We start from the raw sequence: 14,874 nt of genomic DNA, 5'->3' as shown, positions 1-14,874 counted from the left end.
TATAACATTCAATTCTATGGGGGCTTCCATTAACACAATGACAGGCCAGGCATTGCGGGTTATAGAGAAGTTTTCGGTAGAGGCACTGACGAAAGGAAGTAAGGCTGTACCTGGGTATGGTCCTGCTAATGCTTATCTCTATTCGATACCCATAGGGTGGGCCGGGCAGGTAGGTGTCTCCGCTTCTCTTTTAGAGGGGCAAATAGTTTGGGGCTATGAATGGTACTACCGCCCAGCTTATTTGTGTTCTAGCGTGCTAATTTTGGTGGCGTACAAATGAGCTTTGGATTAGCGGTAAGAAATTCGGATGGGGAAATCCTCGTCGACTCTACATTTTTGAATTATTCCTTGGCTGAGTCTGGTACTACGAACTGTGCAATTGGTCTCACTTCTATACCATTCGCGACAATAATCACTTCATTCGATCCGCCTATCGCCTGCGCTGCCCAGTGGCTGGGTAAAGGACAAATAGGGGGAATCACACCGATAGGTTCGGTCGGAGCGTGGACAGGTTTTTCTGTTCGGGTGAGGCAAGCAGACATTACGTTGAACTGGCAAGCGTATACGACGAATTTACCCCCTGATGAAGAGTGGTCTTTGTCGGTATTCAACGATGTCAGCAATAGAGTTTTTGATGCTAGTCGGAGAATGCTCACATTTTCTGGAGAGGTATCCGGTAAAGCAGAGGATTGGGTTAGGGTGAGTGGTAGTCCTTTTGTAAATGGTCGTGACGATCTCTATCACTATCGGAAGGCTCCGATAGAGAATGGGCAGTATGTAGCCATAGGGGTACTTCCTTTTGCATTTTTTGGGATTACCAATAGCAGTCGTGGACAGGTATCGGTGGTTACGGAAGTAGGACTGGGTTGGGCTGCTAGTGGAATACCCTTACTATTTTTGGAGTCTTTTATGGATGCGCCTTCCGGTATGTTTTTAGGTGGTATTCCTGGTGCTGTAGTTTATGACTTTCCTGCGATGCCGATTTTAAATATCTAAAAGCGCTACATGAAGCACAGCTCTAATGAGATGCCCGAGGGGTCTGCGAGGTACGCGATGCATTTGGCGTTGTTTCACTTGCACCTGAAGGTAGTGGGTGGAACTACAGAGTGAGAGTGAGGGGGAATGAGCATTGGACGCTAGCAGTGCTCTAGTCATAACGGTTAAGTTAAAAACCCGCAGCCCTATGAGTGGGTAGGCTCATTTTCTCTGCATTGTGAAGTCGGATAACAATTCCAGTAGTGGTACCTGCTGTTTTTAACAGATGACTTATGTTTTTAACGTCCGCCGTAGTGCGGTTTTTTTTGCCTGTTTTTGGGAGCTTCAAATGGCACGACAAGAAATTGATCTGGGCACGCGCCCCAGCGGTGTGGGTGGTGATACTCCACGTAGTGCGATGATAAAGCTCAATGCAATGACCGCAGAGTTATATCAGGGCGATGCTATGGCCAAAGCCAGCGGCTGGGGGGCAAGCGTTCCTATTTCTATGAAACCTACAGATAGCGCCGACGCCCTACCGGCAATCAATGGTTTGTTCATGTTCGGCAATGGTGGGGTTTCGCTCCCGTCGAGCTATGTTTTTATCATTCAAACTGTAAGTGGCGCCGGTGGAGGACATGTACGACAAATCGCTTTCGACTTGCTCAGTGAGCGCGAATGGAGCCGGCAATATGCCCAAGGAACAGTCGCTAAGCCTTGGCAAAGTGGCATATATGGCGAGTTGGATATTGACGCCGCACTCATGGTGCGCCGTCGTCTCAAAATCTTTAACCCCTATACTTACGTTGCCAATATCGATGATGTTTCTATTGCCCAAGTACAAGGGTATGGGTACGTCTCTCTGAATACCGCAGGCACCCTGCCCTCTGGATATGCCTATGGTGTCGTCAACACGGTGCTGAATTCAGGCGACCAGGTGTTTCAGGATTTCGTAGGTTTGACTGGTCTTCCAGGCGCTACCCAGAACGCTTATAGGCGTACGGGTTATGGCACCAGTGAAACGCGCTGGGGCCCTTGGCGATTGGTCATGGACAGTGCCAGTGCACTGCAACCGGTAAATGATGGTGAGCGCAGCGGGTTGATGGACCTGACCATGATGAATGGTAATGCTGCCGTATGGCGCTACAAGAACGGGAAAGTCGTCATGCATATCTGGACCGGCACAAGTGTGACGCTGCAGCCTGGGGATATCATCACCCAAATCGTTGCGCTCCCTGTCCAAGTTGTCGATCCACGTTTCGCCGTATGTGAGGTTAATTTCCAGCCGACCATTAGTTATGACCATTTCGGAATCACCACAAAATGGGTCAACGCAGACGGTGGTTCAGTAGGATTTAGTTGCCGCAACGGTGCAACGGCGCAGCAATTTACAAACTTCAAGGTACAGGTAGTGGGGGCTTGGAAATGATCATTATCAAACTGTTTGCCGTTCTGATGGATGGCGAGTTGACGGCTAGCCTTGAAGGTGAGCTATTGACCGTTGGCAAAGATGTCTTGGATCTGTCGTTGATTCCCGACGGTTATCAAGTCAAGTCCAGCGACGTCGAATGTAAATGGTTGGCACCCATGTCGGTGATTGAGCGTAACAACGGCGTATTGAGCTTGACTCTTAAGCTGCCGGTAAGCGCTGATTCGCCTGAGTTCATGCGCAACCCGGAACCGCTGGCCGTTACGAGCGAGGGGCCTGTTTCTATTCCAAGAGCGCCGGTTATTGCTGCACCGGTTATCAAACCCATCGAGGTTGATGTATGAGCCTGATAAAACTTAACGCCCTTGAGAAAATTGGCAGTGTCGCTGAGGACGGCGAGCTGATCAGGACGAAGGCAGTCGCTTATCTGCAATCAACCGACTGGCAGGTGATCGCCAAGTATGAGCGTGCCCGACCCATTCCTGATGACGTGATGCAAAAACGCAAGGCAGCGTTGGATATCGTCAGCGGTGTATCCAATGTCGAAACTTGACTGCTTGTCGCGCGTTTTTATCACCTGGAGATCTTAATGATGATGACGCCGCAGCAGTTACTACAGATCCTCCCCGACGCCGGCCGCCAAGCCGGCGTTTTTGTTCCTGCCTTAAACATCGCAATGCATGCGTATGACGTTATTACCCCGTCGAGGATGGCTGCCTTTATTGCCCAGGTTGGGCATGAGTCTGGACAGTTGCGCTGGTTGAAAGAGCTTTGGGGGCCGACCGCTCAGCAGGCGAGGTATGAGGGGCGCACTGATCTGGGCAATTCGGAGGCGGGGGATGGTTTCAAATTTCGCGGCCGAGGCCTGATACAGGTCACGGGGCGGGCTAATTATGCTGCCTGTGGCGAGGCTTTGGGCCTGGATTTACTTGGTCATCCGCAGTTGCTGGAACAACCTCGATGGGCATGTGAATCCGCCGCCTGGTTCTGGCAAAGCAACGGGCTCAACGAGCTGGCTGACAAAAACCAGTTCACCACCATTACCCGGCGTATCAACGGCGGACTCAACGGCCTGGAGGGCCGCCTGCAGTTGTGGGCGCAGGCGAAGGCGGTGCTATGCGTTTCCTAAGTGTGTTGCGGTGGATCGGATTATGCCTGCCCATGGCGCTGGTGTGGCAGTTGCAGGCCTGGCGATATGGTGCGCAGCTGGAGCATCAGGCCGCTTCCCATTTGCAAGCGTTGAACCAGCAACACCAGGCGGCGCTGAATCGGCAGAGGACGGAACAGGAAAAGCGCCTGGCCCTTGAGTTACAACTCACCACCAGCGACCAGCAACACACCCAGGAATTAACCAATGCCCAACGCAACCAAGCTGCTCTGCGTGACCGCCTGGCCACTGCTGATGTGCGGTTGTCAGTCCTTCTCGACACCACCGCCAGTGGCTGCGCAGTGCCTGCCACCTCCAGCCCCGGCGGCGTGGTTCATGCAACCCCGCGAGCCCGACTTGACCCGGCGCATGCTCAGCGAATTATCCGCATCACCGACGACGGCGACAGCGCCCTGATCGCCTTGCGCGCTTGCCAGGCTTATGTGCGGGCCGTCGGGCATTAGTGTCTTGATGCACTCCGTATCTTGCATGGTCGATAAGCTCCTGTAGGGTAGGTGAACCCCTCGCTCACTTCTGGAGAAGACCGTGAAGGAAATCACTCAACTGGCTGCCGACCTTGGGCGCCGTTTGCAGGTGCTCAATGCCCACGTAACCACAGCCGAGTCCTGCACCGGCGGCGGGATTGCCGAGGCCATTACGCGGATACCGGGCAGTTCGGCCTGGTTCGAGGCGGGCTATGTCACCTATTCCAACCGGCAGAAGACGCGGCAGTTGAACGTGCCGGAAAAACTCTTCTCCAAAGTAGGCGCTGTCAGCCAGGAAGTGGTGGAGGCAATGGTCCGTGGCGCGCAGGAAAAAAGCCTGGCGCGATTTGCCGTCGCGGTCAGCGGTATCGCCGGCCCGGATGGCGGTTCGCCGGACAAGCCGGTCGGTACTGTCTGGCTGGCCTTTGCGGTGGGCGAGGAGATAACGGCCGAGCTTGCGCACTTTCCCGGCAACCGCGACGACGTCCGCCGACAAACGGTAAAAGCCGCGCTGGAAGGCTTGTTGCGACGAGCTGCAGCAGAAATAGAAAAACAGGGGTAGGCGATCCCGGATCTTTGTGGAACAATACTGTCTACTTATACAGGTGTTGGCCGTCAGGCCTTATTGATTACGTGAGGACTTTAATGGACGACAACAAGAAGAAAGCCTTGGCTGCGGCCCTGGGTCAGATCGAACGTCAATTCGGCAAGGGTGCCGTAATGCGTATGGGCGATCATGACCGTCAGGCGATCCCGGCTATTTCCACTGGCTCTCTGGGTCTGGACATCGCGCTCGGCATTGGCGGCCTGCCAAAAGGCCGTATCGTTGAAATCTACGGTCCTGAATCTTCCGGTAAAACCACCCTGACCCTGTCGGTGATCGCCCAGGCGCAAAAGATGGGCGCCACCTGTGCGTTCGTCGACGCCGAGCACGCCCTGGACCCTGAATACGCCGGCAAGCTGGGCGTCAACGTCGATGACCTGCTGGTTTCCCAGCCGGACACCGGCGAACAGGCCCTGGAAATCACCGACATGCTGGTGCGCTCCAATGCCATCGATGTGATCGTGGTCGACTCAGTGGCCGCATTGGTGCCCAAGGCTGAAATCGAAGGCGAAATGGGCGACATGCACGTGGGCCTGCAAGCCCGCCTGATGTCCCAGGCGCTGCGTAAAATCACCGGTAACATCAAGAACGCCAACTGCCTGGTGATCTTCATCAACCAGATCCGTATGAAGATCGGCGTGATGTTCGGCAGCCCGGAAACCACCACTGGTGGTAATGCGCTGAAGTTCTACGCTTCGGTCCGTCTGGATATCCGCCGTACTGGCGCGGTGAAGGAAGGTGATGAGGTTGTCGGTAGCGAAACTCGCGTCAAGGTCGTGAAGAACAAGGTGGCTCCGCCATTCCGTCAGGCCGAGTTCCAGATCCTCTACGGTAAGGGTATCTACCTGAACGGCGAGATGATTGACTTGGGCGTGCTGCACGGTTTCGTCGAGAAGTCCGGTGCCTGGTATGCCTACAACGGCAGCAAGATCGGTCAGGGCAAGGCCAACTCGGCCAAGTTCCTGGCAGACAACCCGGATATCGCCGCCACGCTTGAGAAGCAGATTCGCGACAAGCTGCTGACCCCAGCGCCAGACGTTAAAGCTGCTGCCAGCCGCGAGCCGGTTGACGTAATGGAAGAAGCCGACACTGATATCTGAAGCAAACGATGACTGTGGTACTGGATACACTCGTCGCCGTTCGGCGCACTGCGATGGACCTGCTCGCTCGCCGCGAGCATGGTCGAGTCGAGCTGACGCGCAAATTGCGTCAGCGCGGCGCAGAGCCTGAGATGATCGAAGCAGCCCTTGACCGGTTGACGGAAGAGGGGCTGTTGTCGGAAGCCCGTTACCTTGAAAGCTTTGTGTCTTACCGCGCGCGCTCTGGCTATGGCCCAGCGCGAATTCGCGAAGAGTTGAGCCAGCGTGGCCTGCAACGTGCCGATATCGACCTCGCGCTACGTGAATGCGGTATCAGTTGGCAGTCGCAGCTGGAAGACACTTGGCGTCGCAAGTTTGCAGGTCACCTTCCGATTGATGCCAGGGAGCGTGCGAAGCAAGGTCGTTTTCTGAGTTATCGTGGGTTTTCCATGGACATGATCAGTCGCTTGTTAAGCGGTCGGGGTATGGACGATTGAACGCTGCAAAAACAAAAGGCCCACTATGAAAATAGTGGGCCTTTTTTTTTCGCCTGCAATAACGTCACGCTGGTTCTGGCGTCACCCGTTGCTGCGTCTTGCCCTGAGCCTGCGCCCAGTTTTCCGGGAGGTTGATGTAATCCACCAACTCTCGCAACCGCCCCTGATCGCGGCCATTGAAGTTGAACACCAAGCGGGTCAAATGACTGTATTGCGGTTCGTCGTGGTCTTCGCCCGTATAGGCAAGTTGCTGGAACTCACCACTGAGCCGCAGGCTGGCAAATTCTTCCTGCAAATGGGCCAAGGCACGGTCGCTGAGGGGATGGTGCATGCGCACCACAAACTCACGCTTCAACCAACGGGTAGAGTGGAAGTTGGCGTAAAACTGGTTGATTTCATCCACCGCTTCCTCGGCACTGTAGACCAGGCGGATCAGCTTGAGGTCGGTGGGCAGGATGTAACGATTGGCTTCCAACTGGCTGCGGATAAAGTCCAGCGCGCCTTGCCAGAACCCACCACCCGGTGCATCCAGCAATACCACCGGCACCAGTGGGCTCTTGCCGGTCTGGATCAAGGTCAACACTTCAAGTGCCTCATCCAGGGTGCCGAAACCACCCGGGCACAGCACCAGCGCGTCGGCCTCCTTGACGAAGAACAGCTTGCGGGTAAAGAAGAAGTGGAAGGACAGCAGGTTTTCGGTGCCATCAATGGTCGGATTGGCGTGCTGTTCAAACGGCAGGGTGATGTTGAACCCCAGGCTGTGCTCCAGGCCCGCGCCCTCGTGGGCTGCGGCCATGATACCGCCGCCGCCACCGGTGATGACCATCAGGTCGGAACGCGCCAACGCAGCGCCCACTTCTCGGGCTAATGCATACAGTGGACTTTCCACAGGTGTACGTGCCGAGCCGAATACTGTCACCTTGCGCCGACCCTTGAACTGTTCGAGTACACGAAAGGCGTGGTCCAGTTCGCGGATGGCGCGCAGGGTGATCTTGGCGTTCCAGCGGTCGCGGTCGTCCTGGGCCATGCGCAGAACGGTGAGAATCATGTCGCGATAAAGGGCAATATTTGGACTGTTAGGGGCGATCAGCTGGATTTGTGCGTCGACCTGCTGCGTGAGGTCGGTCCCGTTTTCTTCAAAATGACGAAGCAACTGCTCATTCGATTCATAAGGCATTCAACTTCTCCTTCTTTGCAGGGCCTGGGTAGTCGACGAGAGCGTCGTCGGGGCCACGACACTGCATGTGTCGCGACATGCCGCAGGAGGGCAGGCCTTTCTTGCCCTGAAAGTACTACAGAACAGCATTGAAACTGCTGTGGATGGGCGTATGGGATGGCGTGATCATGGGCCGAAAAACCCTTGGCTGGCAACCGCTTATTGGTCACCCATCACGAAGTTCGGTTGTTGGCAGGAAACGCAGTGGGGCGTACGCGCTACTGGACAGCAGCGCGTGAGGTGTCAGCAATGGTTACTTTTTCTTCTTTGCCGGTGCCGGGCAATCGGCCTCTACAAACTTGACCGACGCCACAGGACGGTTGGTCTTGTTTTCGGTGATTTCGTAGCGCATCACCGCGCCCTTGGCCATCAGCTCGCGATAGCCCGGGTTGGTGCACACACTGCGGCCCAGCTGGAAGTACACAGCCTTGGGGTTGGCGCGCATCTGTTCGGCGCGATCAGGTAGCACGCTGAGGTGATCAATCAGCTGCATGCCTTCGACGGTGTAGGCCACTTCCAGGGTCTTTTCATCGATTTCCCGGGGCAGGTCCTTGTTGCTTTCAGCCGCGACGCTTTGCAGCTTCCTGTTCATTTGAGCCTCCAGCAGCGAGGCCGCATGGGCACCCATAGGCAAGGCCAACGCAAGGGCGACGGATGGGGCAACAAGGCGCAGCATGGAACGCAGCATTAAACTCTCCTGATTCGGTTACTGGTGCATAGACCAGCCACTGCGCTGTGCGTTCAGTGGCGCGCAATTATAGGTGAGCCCTTGCCACTACAGCCAGGCGTATCGCTGGTAAACTGCGGGCACTTCTGTTTTTCACGAGTTTGTTCCGTGTCGATTTCCTTTTCTTCGCCGCGTGCCCGATGAGCCACGCCGTTTCCCGCTTGCGCACCCAGCGCCTGGCGCGTGCCGTCAGGCCGTTTCTCAATCGTGGTTCCCGGGCTGAGCGCTGCCCCGGCTGTCGGGTGATTCCCGAGTATTGCTTGTGCGCCTGGCGACCCAAAGTCGCGGCCAAGTCAGCCATGTGCCTGCTGATGCACGACGTTGAACCGATGAAGCCGAGCAACACGGGCTGGCTGATTGCCGATGTAATCGGCGACACCATGGCATTTGCCTGGTCACGTACCGAGGTGGAGCCGGATTTGCTGACGTTGTTGGCTGACCCGCAGTGGCAGCCATACATCGTATTTCCTGGCGAGTTCGTGGCGCCGCAACGGGTGGTCAGTCAAGTCCGCGTGGAGGAGGGCAAGCGTCCGCTGTTTATCCTGCTGGACGGCACTTGGAGCGAAGCGCGCAAGATGTTTCGCAAAAGCCCCTACCTGGAACATTTGCCAGTCCTGAGCCTGGCCCCTGAGCAGTTATCGCGCTACAAGCTGCGGCGTTCCAAGCGTGATGACCATTTCTGTACTGCCGAGGTGGCGGCGCTGTGCCTGGAGCTGGCCGAAGATGTAGCTGCCAGCGAAGTGTTGGATGCTTATCTTGATGTATTCAGCACCCATTACCTGGCAGCCAAGTTCCAAATGCCCTTGGACCCGATGGACGCTGTCCATACGCGCCTTGCACCCTATATACCGGCAGTCTAGCCAGACGACGTTTGCATGATGGCACCCTGAACCCGCCACCCGCTAGAATGCCCACGGGCGTAGTGCTTGACCCTCCAGGCTGCGCTGGGCATGCTGGGCGCCGATTGGGGCGCAACCGTGAATGCTCGACGTCGTTTCATGTGCTTTTGGCGTTGGGCGAGCCCTGTGGCGATGGCTGCCTGGCCGTCGCCTCGTGTATTGGTGAACCCTGAACCCATCAGGGCTCCCATAAAAAACAGGATCATTTAACCAATGGCCACATACGAAATCCTGATAGCCGATGACCACCCGCTGTTTCGCAGCGCACTGCATCAGGCGGTAACCCTGGGCCTTGGTCCTGATGTACGCCTGGTCGAAGTGGCCAGCATCGCCGAACTCGAAGCCCGCCTCACCGAAAAATCCGACTGGGACCTGGTATTGCTCGACCTGAATATGCCGGGCGCCTACGGTTTCTCGGGGCTGGTGCTGTTGCGCGGGCAATACCCACAGATACCCGTGGTGATGGTCTCGGCCCAGGAAGAAGCCGACGTGGTGGTACGCTCCAAGGAGTTTGGTGCCAGCGGTTTCATTCCCAAGTCCAGCGCGATGGAAGATATCCAGAAAGCCGTGCGCGCGGTACTGGGCGGTGATGTGTCGTGGCCACCCCAGGCGTTTGAAGAAATCAATGTGTCCGAGGAAGCCAAGGCCGCCCGTGATGGCCTGGCCAGTCTTACGCCCCAGCAGTTCCGGGTGCTGACCATGGTCTGTGAAGGTTTGCTGAACAAGCAGATTGCCTACGAGCTGAGTGTGTCGGAAGCGACCATCAAGGCTCACGTCACAGCGATTTTCCGCAAGCTGGGGGTGCGTACGCGAACCCAGGCGGCACTGCTGTTGCAACAACTTGAGTCAATTTCGCAGCATTAAGTTACAACCGCTTCACGCTTTTTTGACTTTGCGTGATCTAGCTTCCCCACTTCTTTGGTTCAGTTGCCTACATCTATGTCGCCTTTCAAGGGTCAAACCGGTATCAAACGTATCTTCAATGCAGGGGGCTATTCTCTGGATGGCCTGCGCGCGGCTTTCACTGGCGAGGCGGCATTCCGTCAGTTGGTGTTGCTGAACGTGATCCTGATCCCAGTGAGCTTTTTCCTGCAGGTCAGCCGGGTTGAGCGGGCGCTGCTGATTGCGGTGTGCCTGCTGGCGTTGATTGTCGAATTGCTCAACTCTGCGGTAGAAGCAGCCATTGACCGCATTTCCCTGGACCGCCATCCCTTGTCCAAAAACGCCAAGGACATGGGCAGCGCCGCGCAATTCGTGGCGCTGACCATGATCACCTTGGTATGGGCGGTGATCCTCGTCTGAGCATCAAGCGATACTCGGCAGTACGATCTCGTCGCTGCGCTGCACCCCCGCGGTGAAGGCGCGGCACAGCTCCAGGAACTCGCGCATGGCCGAGGTCTGGTACTTCTGCTTATGCCAGATGAAGTAGAACTGCCGGGCCAGGTCCAGGTCCGGAGTCTCCACCGGCACCAGGCTGCCACGACGGAACGCATCTCGTAGCGCCAGCCGCGAAATGCAACCAATCCCCAAACCAGACTCCACCGCCCGTTTGATCGCCTCGGTATGTTCCAGCTCCAGGCGGATATTCAGCGCGCTGCGGTGGTGACGCATGGCCTGGTCGAAGGTCAGGCGCGTGCCCGAGCCTTGTTCCCGCAAGATCCAGGCTTCATGGGTCAACTCCTCCATGCTTGCCACGCCACGCTTGGCCAGGTGATGCTGCGGCGCACAAAACACCACCAGTTCGTCCTCCACCCAGGTTTGCACCTCGATATCCGGGTGGCTGCAGTCGCCTTCGATTAGACCCAGGTCAATTTCGTAGTGCGCCACCTGATGCACGATATGCGCAGTGTTCTGTACGTGCAGCTTCACTTGGCTCTCGGGATGCTGCTGCATAAAACTACCGATCAACAATGTCGCCAGGTAATTGCCGATGGTCAGGGTGGCGCCAACCGCCAAGGAACCGAAGCCGGACTTGCCGTTGAGCAGGTCCTCAATTTCCTTGGCCTGGTCCAGCAGCGCCACAGCCTGGGGCAACAGCTGATGGCCGAGGGCGTTGAGGCTCAGGCGTTTACCGGCGCGGTCGAATAATTGGCAGCTGGATTGGCGCTCCAGCTCGGTAATCGAGGTGCTGGCGGCGGATTGAGATAAGGCCAGAAGGCCAGCGGCGCGGGAGACGCTTTCTTGCTGGGCGACGGCGACGAAGACTTGCAGTTGACGGAGAGTAAATCGCATATCGATATAACCGATAACCCTTATCTTAATAATCCAGTTAACAGATATTGTCGCCGCCATTAGAATACTGTGCAATTGCGCATCTGTATCTTTGGCGCAGACCCATTTCCAGGAGTCCCCCGTACATGAGCAACATGAACCACGAGCGTGTCCTCAGTGTTCATCACTGGAACGACACTCTGTTCAGCTTCAAGTGCACCCGCGATCCGGGCTTGCGCTTCGAGAACGGTCAGTTCGTGATGATCGGCCTGCAACAGCCCAACGGCCGCCCGCTCATGCGTGCTTACTCGATTGCCAGCCCGAACTGGGAAGAGCATCTGGAGTTCTTCAGCATCAAGGTGCCCGATGGCCCGCTGACTTCCCAATTGCAGCACTTGAAGGAAGGCGACGAGATCATCATCAGCAAAAAACCGACAGGCACCCTGGTGCTTGACGATTTGAAGCCGGGCAAGCACCTGTACCTGCTCAGCACCGGTACTGGCCTCGCGCCCTTCATGAGCGTGATCCAGGACCCGGAAACCTACGAGCGTTTCGAAAAAGTGATCCTGTGCCACGGCGTGCGTTACGTCAACGAAGTCGCCTACCGCGAATTCATCACCGAGCACCTGCCGCAGAACGAATTCTTCGGCGAGGCCCTGCGTGAAAAGTTGATCTACTACCCGACCGTGACCCGCGAGCCGTTCGAAAACGAAGGCCGCCTGACCGATCTGATGCGCAGCGGCAAACTGTTCAGCGACATCGGCCTGCCGCCGATCAACCCCGAGGACGACCGCGCCATGCTGTGCGGCAGCCCAAGCATGTTGGACGAGACCAGCGAAGTGTTGAACAGCTTCGGTCTGAAGGTTTCGCCTCGGATGCGTGAGCCGGGTGATTACTTGATCGAGCGTGCGTTCGTCGAGAAGTAATACAGCGTCGGTAAGCAGATCCAAAATGTGGGAGGGGGCTTGCCCCCGATGGCGGAGTGTCAGTCACTGCATCTGGTGACTGACCCACTGCTATCGGGAGCAAGCCCCCTCCCACATTCAGTCTCCGATTTATCCGGCGGGAACCACTTCCAGTACACAAATCATCCCCGGCTCCGGGTAGTGCCAGCGCACATCCACATCCCAGAACCGCACACCGTATTCCCGTTCGGACGTAGGAACCTGATACGCCGGCCGCGGATCCTGTGCCAGACACTGTTCAATCAGCTCCACCAACGGTTCACCAAGGCGCTGGGCGTGGCCTTGCGCCTGTTGCAGTGCAGCCTTGAGCCATTGCACGCCGATCAGCGGGGGCGCATCGCTGGCGATGGCGTTGGTGGCCGCATCAACGATATCGGCATAAGGGACATACGGCTTGATATCCAGCACCGGCGTGCCATCGAGCAAGTCAATGCCGGAAATCCACAGTCGCCCCGGCTCCACCTTGTCCAGTTTCACCACCGACTGGCCGATGCCATTGGGGCGATGGGTCGCACGGGTGGCAAACACGCCCATGGACGTATTGCCACCCAAACGTGGCGGGCGCACTTTCAATCGGGGTTTATCTTCCAGAGCCTGGTGAAACAGAAACAGCAACCACACATGGCTGACCTGCTCCAGCCCCTGCACCGCCTCACCCTGGTCGAACGGCGCCACCAACTCCAGCACGCCGCGGGCGGCCGGCGCCAGTTGCGGTTGGCGCGGGATGGCGAACTTCTCCTTGAAGCAGGAGCGTACGAAGCCGACGGGCGAGACCTGGTAACTCATGGCTTAAGCGCGAACCCGCAGGGTCAGGCCCTTGAGGAAATTACGCAGCAACTGGTCGCCGCACGGGCGGTAGTTGGTGTGACCGAACTTGCGAAACAGCGCGCTCAGTTCAGGCTTGGACACCGGAAATTCGGCTGCCTTGAGGATCGCATGCATGTCGTCTTCTTTCAGCTCGAAGGCCACGCGCAGCTTTTTAAGGATAATGTTGTTGGTCACCGGGGTTTCAATCGGCTGCGGCGGACGGCTTTCGTCCTTGCCGCGCTTGAAGATCACCATGCCATCGAGGAAGTGGGCCATGACCTCATCCGGGCAGAACACAAAGCCTTCTTCCTCATCTTTCTTGAGGTAGGTCAGCAGGTCTTCCTTGGTCACGTCCATGCCGCCGAGCTTGATGATCTCGACCATCTTGTTGTCGCTGATGTCGAGCATGTAGCGCACGCTGCGCAGTACGTCGTTGTGAATCATGGTGGGCAATCCTGGTTTTCAACGGTGGACACCGCCCAATCGGGCGGTGTCGGGAAAGGGGGAACGACTTAGAACTTCTCTTTGCCGGACAAGTAGCGCCATTGGCCAACTGGCACCTTGCCGATGGACACGCCGCCGATGCGGATACGGCGGATGGCGATGACTTTCAGGCCAACCGCTTCGCAGAACAGCGCGATCACGCCGGGTTGCGGGTTTTTCATCGCAAAGCGCAGGCGGTTTTCGTTCTGCCAGCTGGCTTTGACGGCCGGCAGCTCTTTGCCTTTGTAGGTCAGTCCATGGTTCAGGCGGTTGAGGCCGTGGGCAACCATGTCGCCTTCGACCTCTACCACGTACTCTTGCTCGATCTTGGCGGCATCGGCAGTCAACTTGCGCAGAATCTTCCAGTCCTGGGTGAACACCAGCAGGCCGCTGGCCTTGGCTTGCAGGTCGGCGCTGGCGGTCAGGCGCAGGAAATGCCCCTTGAGCGGGCGCTTGCTGAAGCGGTGTTCTTCGGACAGGGTCTCGGCGCTGATCAAGGCCATGGCGGTTTCAGCATCCATGCCCGCCGGTGCATGCAACAGGATGGTGACCGGCTCTGGCGCGGTGGCTTTAGCTTCCGGATCCAGCTCGACTTTCTCGGTCGTGACCTTGAACTGCGGCTCGTCGATCACTTCGCCGTCCACCGAGACCCAGCCGCCTTCGATAAACAGCTCAGCCTCCCGACGGGAGCAGCCGACCAGTTCGATAAGACGTTTGGAGAGGCGTATGGGGTCAGTCATGACAAGGGCCGTAGCAAAAGGGGGCGGCTATTGTACCTGCCTGGCGCCGGTTAATCCCGAGCCCATTTCATTTAGCCCTGGCGCGTCTGTTGTCGCGCCTGGCGCAAACGCATATGCAGCAACGGGTAGGGCTGGCCAAGGCCGTCATGCTCCGTGCGTCCGATCACCTCGAAGCCTTGTTTTAAGTAAAAGCCCAGGGCCAGGGGGTTCTGTTCGTTGACGTCCAGCTCCTCGGCATTCATATGTTCGATCGCATAGGCCAGTAACTGCCGGCCCAGGCCCTGGCCACGGTATTGCGGGTCGATAAACAGCATCTCTACCTTGCCCGCCGCCACCCCGGCGAACCCGGTGATACGTTGGCGTGAGTCCTTGGTGCAGATCAGCATCACCGCATCCAGGTAGCGGGTCAGCACCAGGTTTTTCAGCAAGTCGATATAGCTGCCTGGCAGGAAGTCATGGGTGGCGCGTACCGAATCTTCCCAGATTTGCGTCAGGCGTTCGTAGTCGCTGTTTTTAGGTGTGTGGATAACCGAATGCTGCCGCATGCCCGCTGCCCCTTGCCGTAATTGGCGTTGATGGGCAAAACGATAGCCCGACAAAAGCCCCGCAT

General features: G+C 57.1%; 20 protein-coding genes. 13 read left to right on the top strand and 7 right to left on the bottom strand.

Annotation, left to right across the window (positions count from 1 at the left end; genetic code table 11):
- The first annotated feature begins 276 nt into the window (after positions 1 to 276).
- The 9 genes from TU73_RS28940 to recX all read left to right on the top strand — a co-directional run bounded on the left by TU73_RS28940 (position 277) and on the right by recX (position 6,216).
- On the top strand, positions 277 to 996 hold the full coding sequence (locus TU73_RS28940) for a hypothetical protein (RefSeq protein WP_156421210.1): 720 nt from the start codon (positions 277 to 279) through the stop codon (positions 994 to 996).
- Positions 997 to 1,324: 328 nt separating this feature from the next.
- Positions 1,325 to 2,404 carry a hypothetical protein gene (locus TU73_RS10505; protein WP_057012116.1) on the top strand — a complete coding sequence of 360 codons (1,080 nt, stop codon included), beginning with the start codon at positions 1,325 to 1,327 and terminating at the stop codon, positions 2,402 to 2,404.
- Positions 2,401 to 2,748 carry a hypothetical protein gene (locus TU73_RS10500; RefSeq protein WP_057012115.1) on the top strand — a complete coding sequence of 116 codons (348 nt, stop codon included), beginning with the start codon at positions 2,401 to 2,403 and terminating at the stop codon, positions 2,746 to 2,748. Before TU73_RS10505 ends, TU73_RS10500 begins: the two co-directional genes overlap by 4 nt.
- Positions 2,745 to 2,957 (top strand): hypothetical protein, encoded by a 213-nt coding sequence (locus TU73_RS10495; protein WP_057012114.1) that lies wholly within the window; start codon positions 2,745 to 2,747, stop codon positions 2,955 to 2,957. Before TU73_RS10500 ends, TU73_RS10495 begins: the two co-directional genes overlap by 4 nt.
- 36 nt (positions 2,958 to 2,993) lie before the next feature.
- Entirely contained in the window at positions 2,994 to 3,533 is a 540-nt protein-coding gene (locus TU73_RS10490) for a glycoside hydrolase family 19 protein (RefSeq protein WP_057012113.1), read from the top strand.
- The gene (locus TU73_RS10485) at positions 3,521 to 4,015 is read left to right on the top strand and encodes a lysis system i-spanin subunit Rz (protein ID WP_057012112.1); all 495 of its coding nucleotides are present in this window, start codon (positions 3,521 to 3,523) and stop codon (positions 4,013 to 4,015) included. The genes TU73_RS10490 and TU73_RS10485 overlap by 13 nt, the downstream gene beginning before the upstream one ends.
- A gap of 82 nt (positions 4,016 to 4,097) precedes the next feature.
- Complete coding sequence (locus tag TU73_RS10480; RefSeq protein WP_057012111.1) at positions 4,098 to 4,598, top strand: CinA family protein; 501 nt, start codon at positions 4,098 to 4,100, stop codon at positions 4,596 to 4,598.
- An 83-nt stretch (positions 4,599 to 4,681) separates the two neighbouring features.
- A complete protein-coding gene (gene recA / locus TU73_RS10475) occupies positions 4,682 to 5,740 on the top strand; it encodes a recombinase RecA (protein WP_057012110.1) in 1,059 nt (352 codons plus the stop codon).
- An 8-nt stretch (positions 5,741 to 5,748) separates the two neighbouring features.
- Positions 5,749 to 6,216: a recombination regulator RecX gene (recX, locus tag TU73_RS10470; protein ID WP_057012109.1), complete on the top strand. Its 468-nt coding sequence runs from the start codon at positions 5,749 to 5,751 to the stop codon at positions 6,214 to 6,216.
- 64 nt (positions 6,217 to 6,280) lie between these two features.
- Here recX and TU73_RS10465 read toward each other — a convergent pair whose 3' ends face one another.
- Together TU73_RS10465 and TU73_RS10460 are read right to left on the bottom strand one after the other, a co-directional pair.
- Positions 6,281 to 7,393, bottom strand: a complete 1,113-nt coding sequence (locus TU73_RS10465; protein ID WP_057012108.1) for an LOG family protein — start codon at positions 7,391 to 7,393, stop codon at positions 6,281 to 6,283.
- A gap of 292 nt (positions 7,394 to 7,685) precedes the next feature.
- The gene (locus TU73_RS10460) at positions 7,686 to 8,120 is read right to left on the bottom strand and encodes a PA3611 family quorum-sensing-regulated virulence factor (protein WP_043048893.1); all 435 of its coding nucleotides are present in this window, start codon (positions 8,118 to 8,120) and stop codon (positions 7,686 to 7,688) included.
- 179 nt (positions 8,121 to 8,299) lie between these two features.
- Between TU73_RS10460 and TU73_RS10455 the strand changes: the two genes are divergently transcribed.
- The 3 genes from TU73_RS10455 to TU73_RS10440 all read left to right on the top strand — a co-directional run bounded on the left by TU73_RS10455 (position 8,300) and on the right by TU73_RS10440 (position 10,360).
- Positions 8,300 to 9,019, top strand: a complete 720-nt coding sequence (locus tag TU73_RS10455; protein ID WP_057012197.1) for a tRNA-uridine aminocarboxypropyltransferase — start codon at positions 8,300 to 8,302, stop codon at positions 9,017 to 9,019.
- Between the two features lie 252 nt (positions 9,020 to 9,271).
- Positions 9,272 to 9,922: a response regulator transcription factor ErdR gene (erdR, locus tag TU73_RS10445; RefSeq protein ID WP_057012106.1), complete on the top strand. Its 651-nt coding sequence runs from the start codon at positions 9,272 to 9,274 to the stop codon at positions 9,920 to 9,922.
- 75 nt (positions 9,923 to 9,997) lie between these two features.
- Entirely contained in the window at positions 9,998 to 10,360 is a 363-nt protein-coding gene (locus tag TU73_RS10440) for a diacylglycerol kinase (RefSeq protein WP_043048897.1), read from the top strand.
- 3 nt (positions 10,361 to 10,363) lie between these two features.
- On the opposite strand, the gene TU73_RS10435 is transcribed toward TU73_RS10440, so the two are convergent.
- The gene (locus tag TU73_RS10435; RefSeq protein ID WP_057012105.1) at positions 10,364 to 11,290 is read right to left on the bottom strand and encodes a LysR family transcriptional regulator; all 927 of its coding nucleotides are present in this window, start codon (positions 11,288 to 11,290) and stop codon (positions 10,364 to 10,366) included.
- A 125-nt stretch (positions 11,291 to 11,415) separates the two neighbouring features.
- On the opposite strand from TU73_RS10435, the gene fpr reads away from it, so the two are divergent.
- Positions 11,416 to 12,195, top strand: a complete 780-nt coding sequence (gene fpr, locus TU73_RS10430; RefSeq protein ID WP_003172178.1) for a ferredoxin-NADP reductase — start codon at positions 11,416 to 11,418, stop codon at positions 12,193 to 12,195.
- Positions 12,196 to 12,324: 129 nt separating this feature from the next.
- On the opposite strand, the gene tsaA is transcribed toward fpr, so the two are convergent.
- The 4 genes from tsaA to TU73_RS10410 form a co-directional block, all read right to left on the bottom strand.
- Positions 12,325 to 13,020 (bottom strand): tRNA (N6-threonylcarbamoyladenosine(37)-N6)-methyltransferase TrmO, encoded by a 696-nt coding sequence (tsaA, locus tag TU73_RS10425; protein ID WP_057012104.1) that lies wholly within the window; start codon positions 13,018 to 13,020, stop codon positions 12,325 to 12,327.
- Between the two features lie 3 nt (positions 13,021 to 13,023).
- A complete protein-coding gene (locus TU73_RS10420) occupies positions 13,024 to 13,485 on the bottom strand; it encodes a YehS family protein (RefSeq protein WP_057012103.1) in 462 nt (153 codons plus the stop codon).
- Between the two features lie 68 nt (positions 13,486 to 13,553).
- Complete coding sequence (locus TU73_RS10415; RefSeq protein WP_057012102.1) at positions 13,554 to 14,264, bottom strand: rRNA pseudouridine synthase; 711 nt, start codon at positions 14,262 to 14,264, stop codon at positions 13,554 to 13,556.
- A gap of 71 nt (positions 14,265 to 14,335) precedes the next feature.
- Entirely contained in the window at positions 14,336 to 14,809 is a 474-nt protein-coding gene (locus tag TU73_RS10410) for a GNAT family N-acetyltransferase (protein ID WP_057012101.1), read from the bottom strand.
- Positions 14,810 to 14,874: the final 65 nt, after the last annotated feature.

This window comes from Pseudomonas libanensis (assembly GCF_001439685.1).
In the GTDB taxonomy this organism is placed as follows: domain Bacteria; phylum Pseudomonadota; class Gammaproteobacteria; order Pseudomonadales; family Pseudomonadaceae; genus Aquipseudomonas; species Aquipseudomonas libanensis.
Note: the sequence above shows the minus strand (reverse complement) of the source record. Positions and strands in the feature narration are given on the sequence as shown.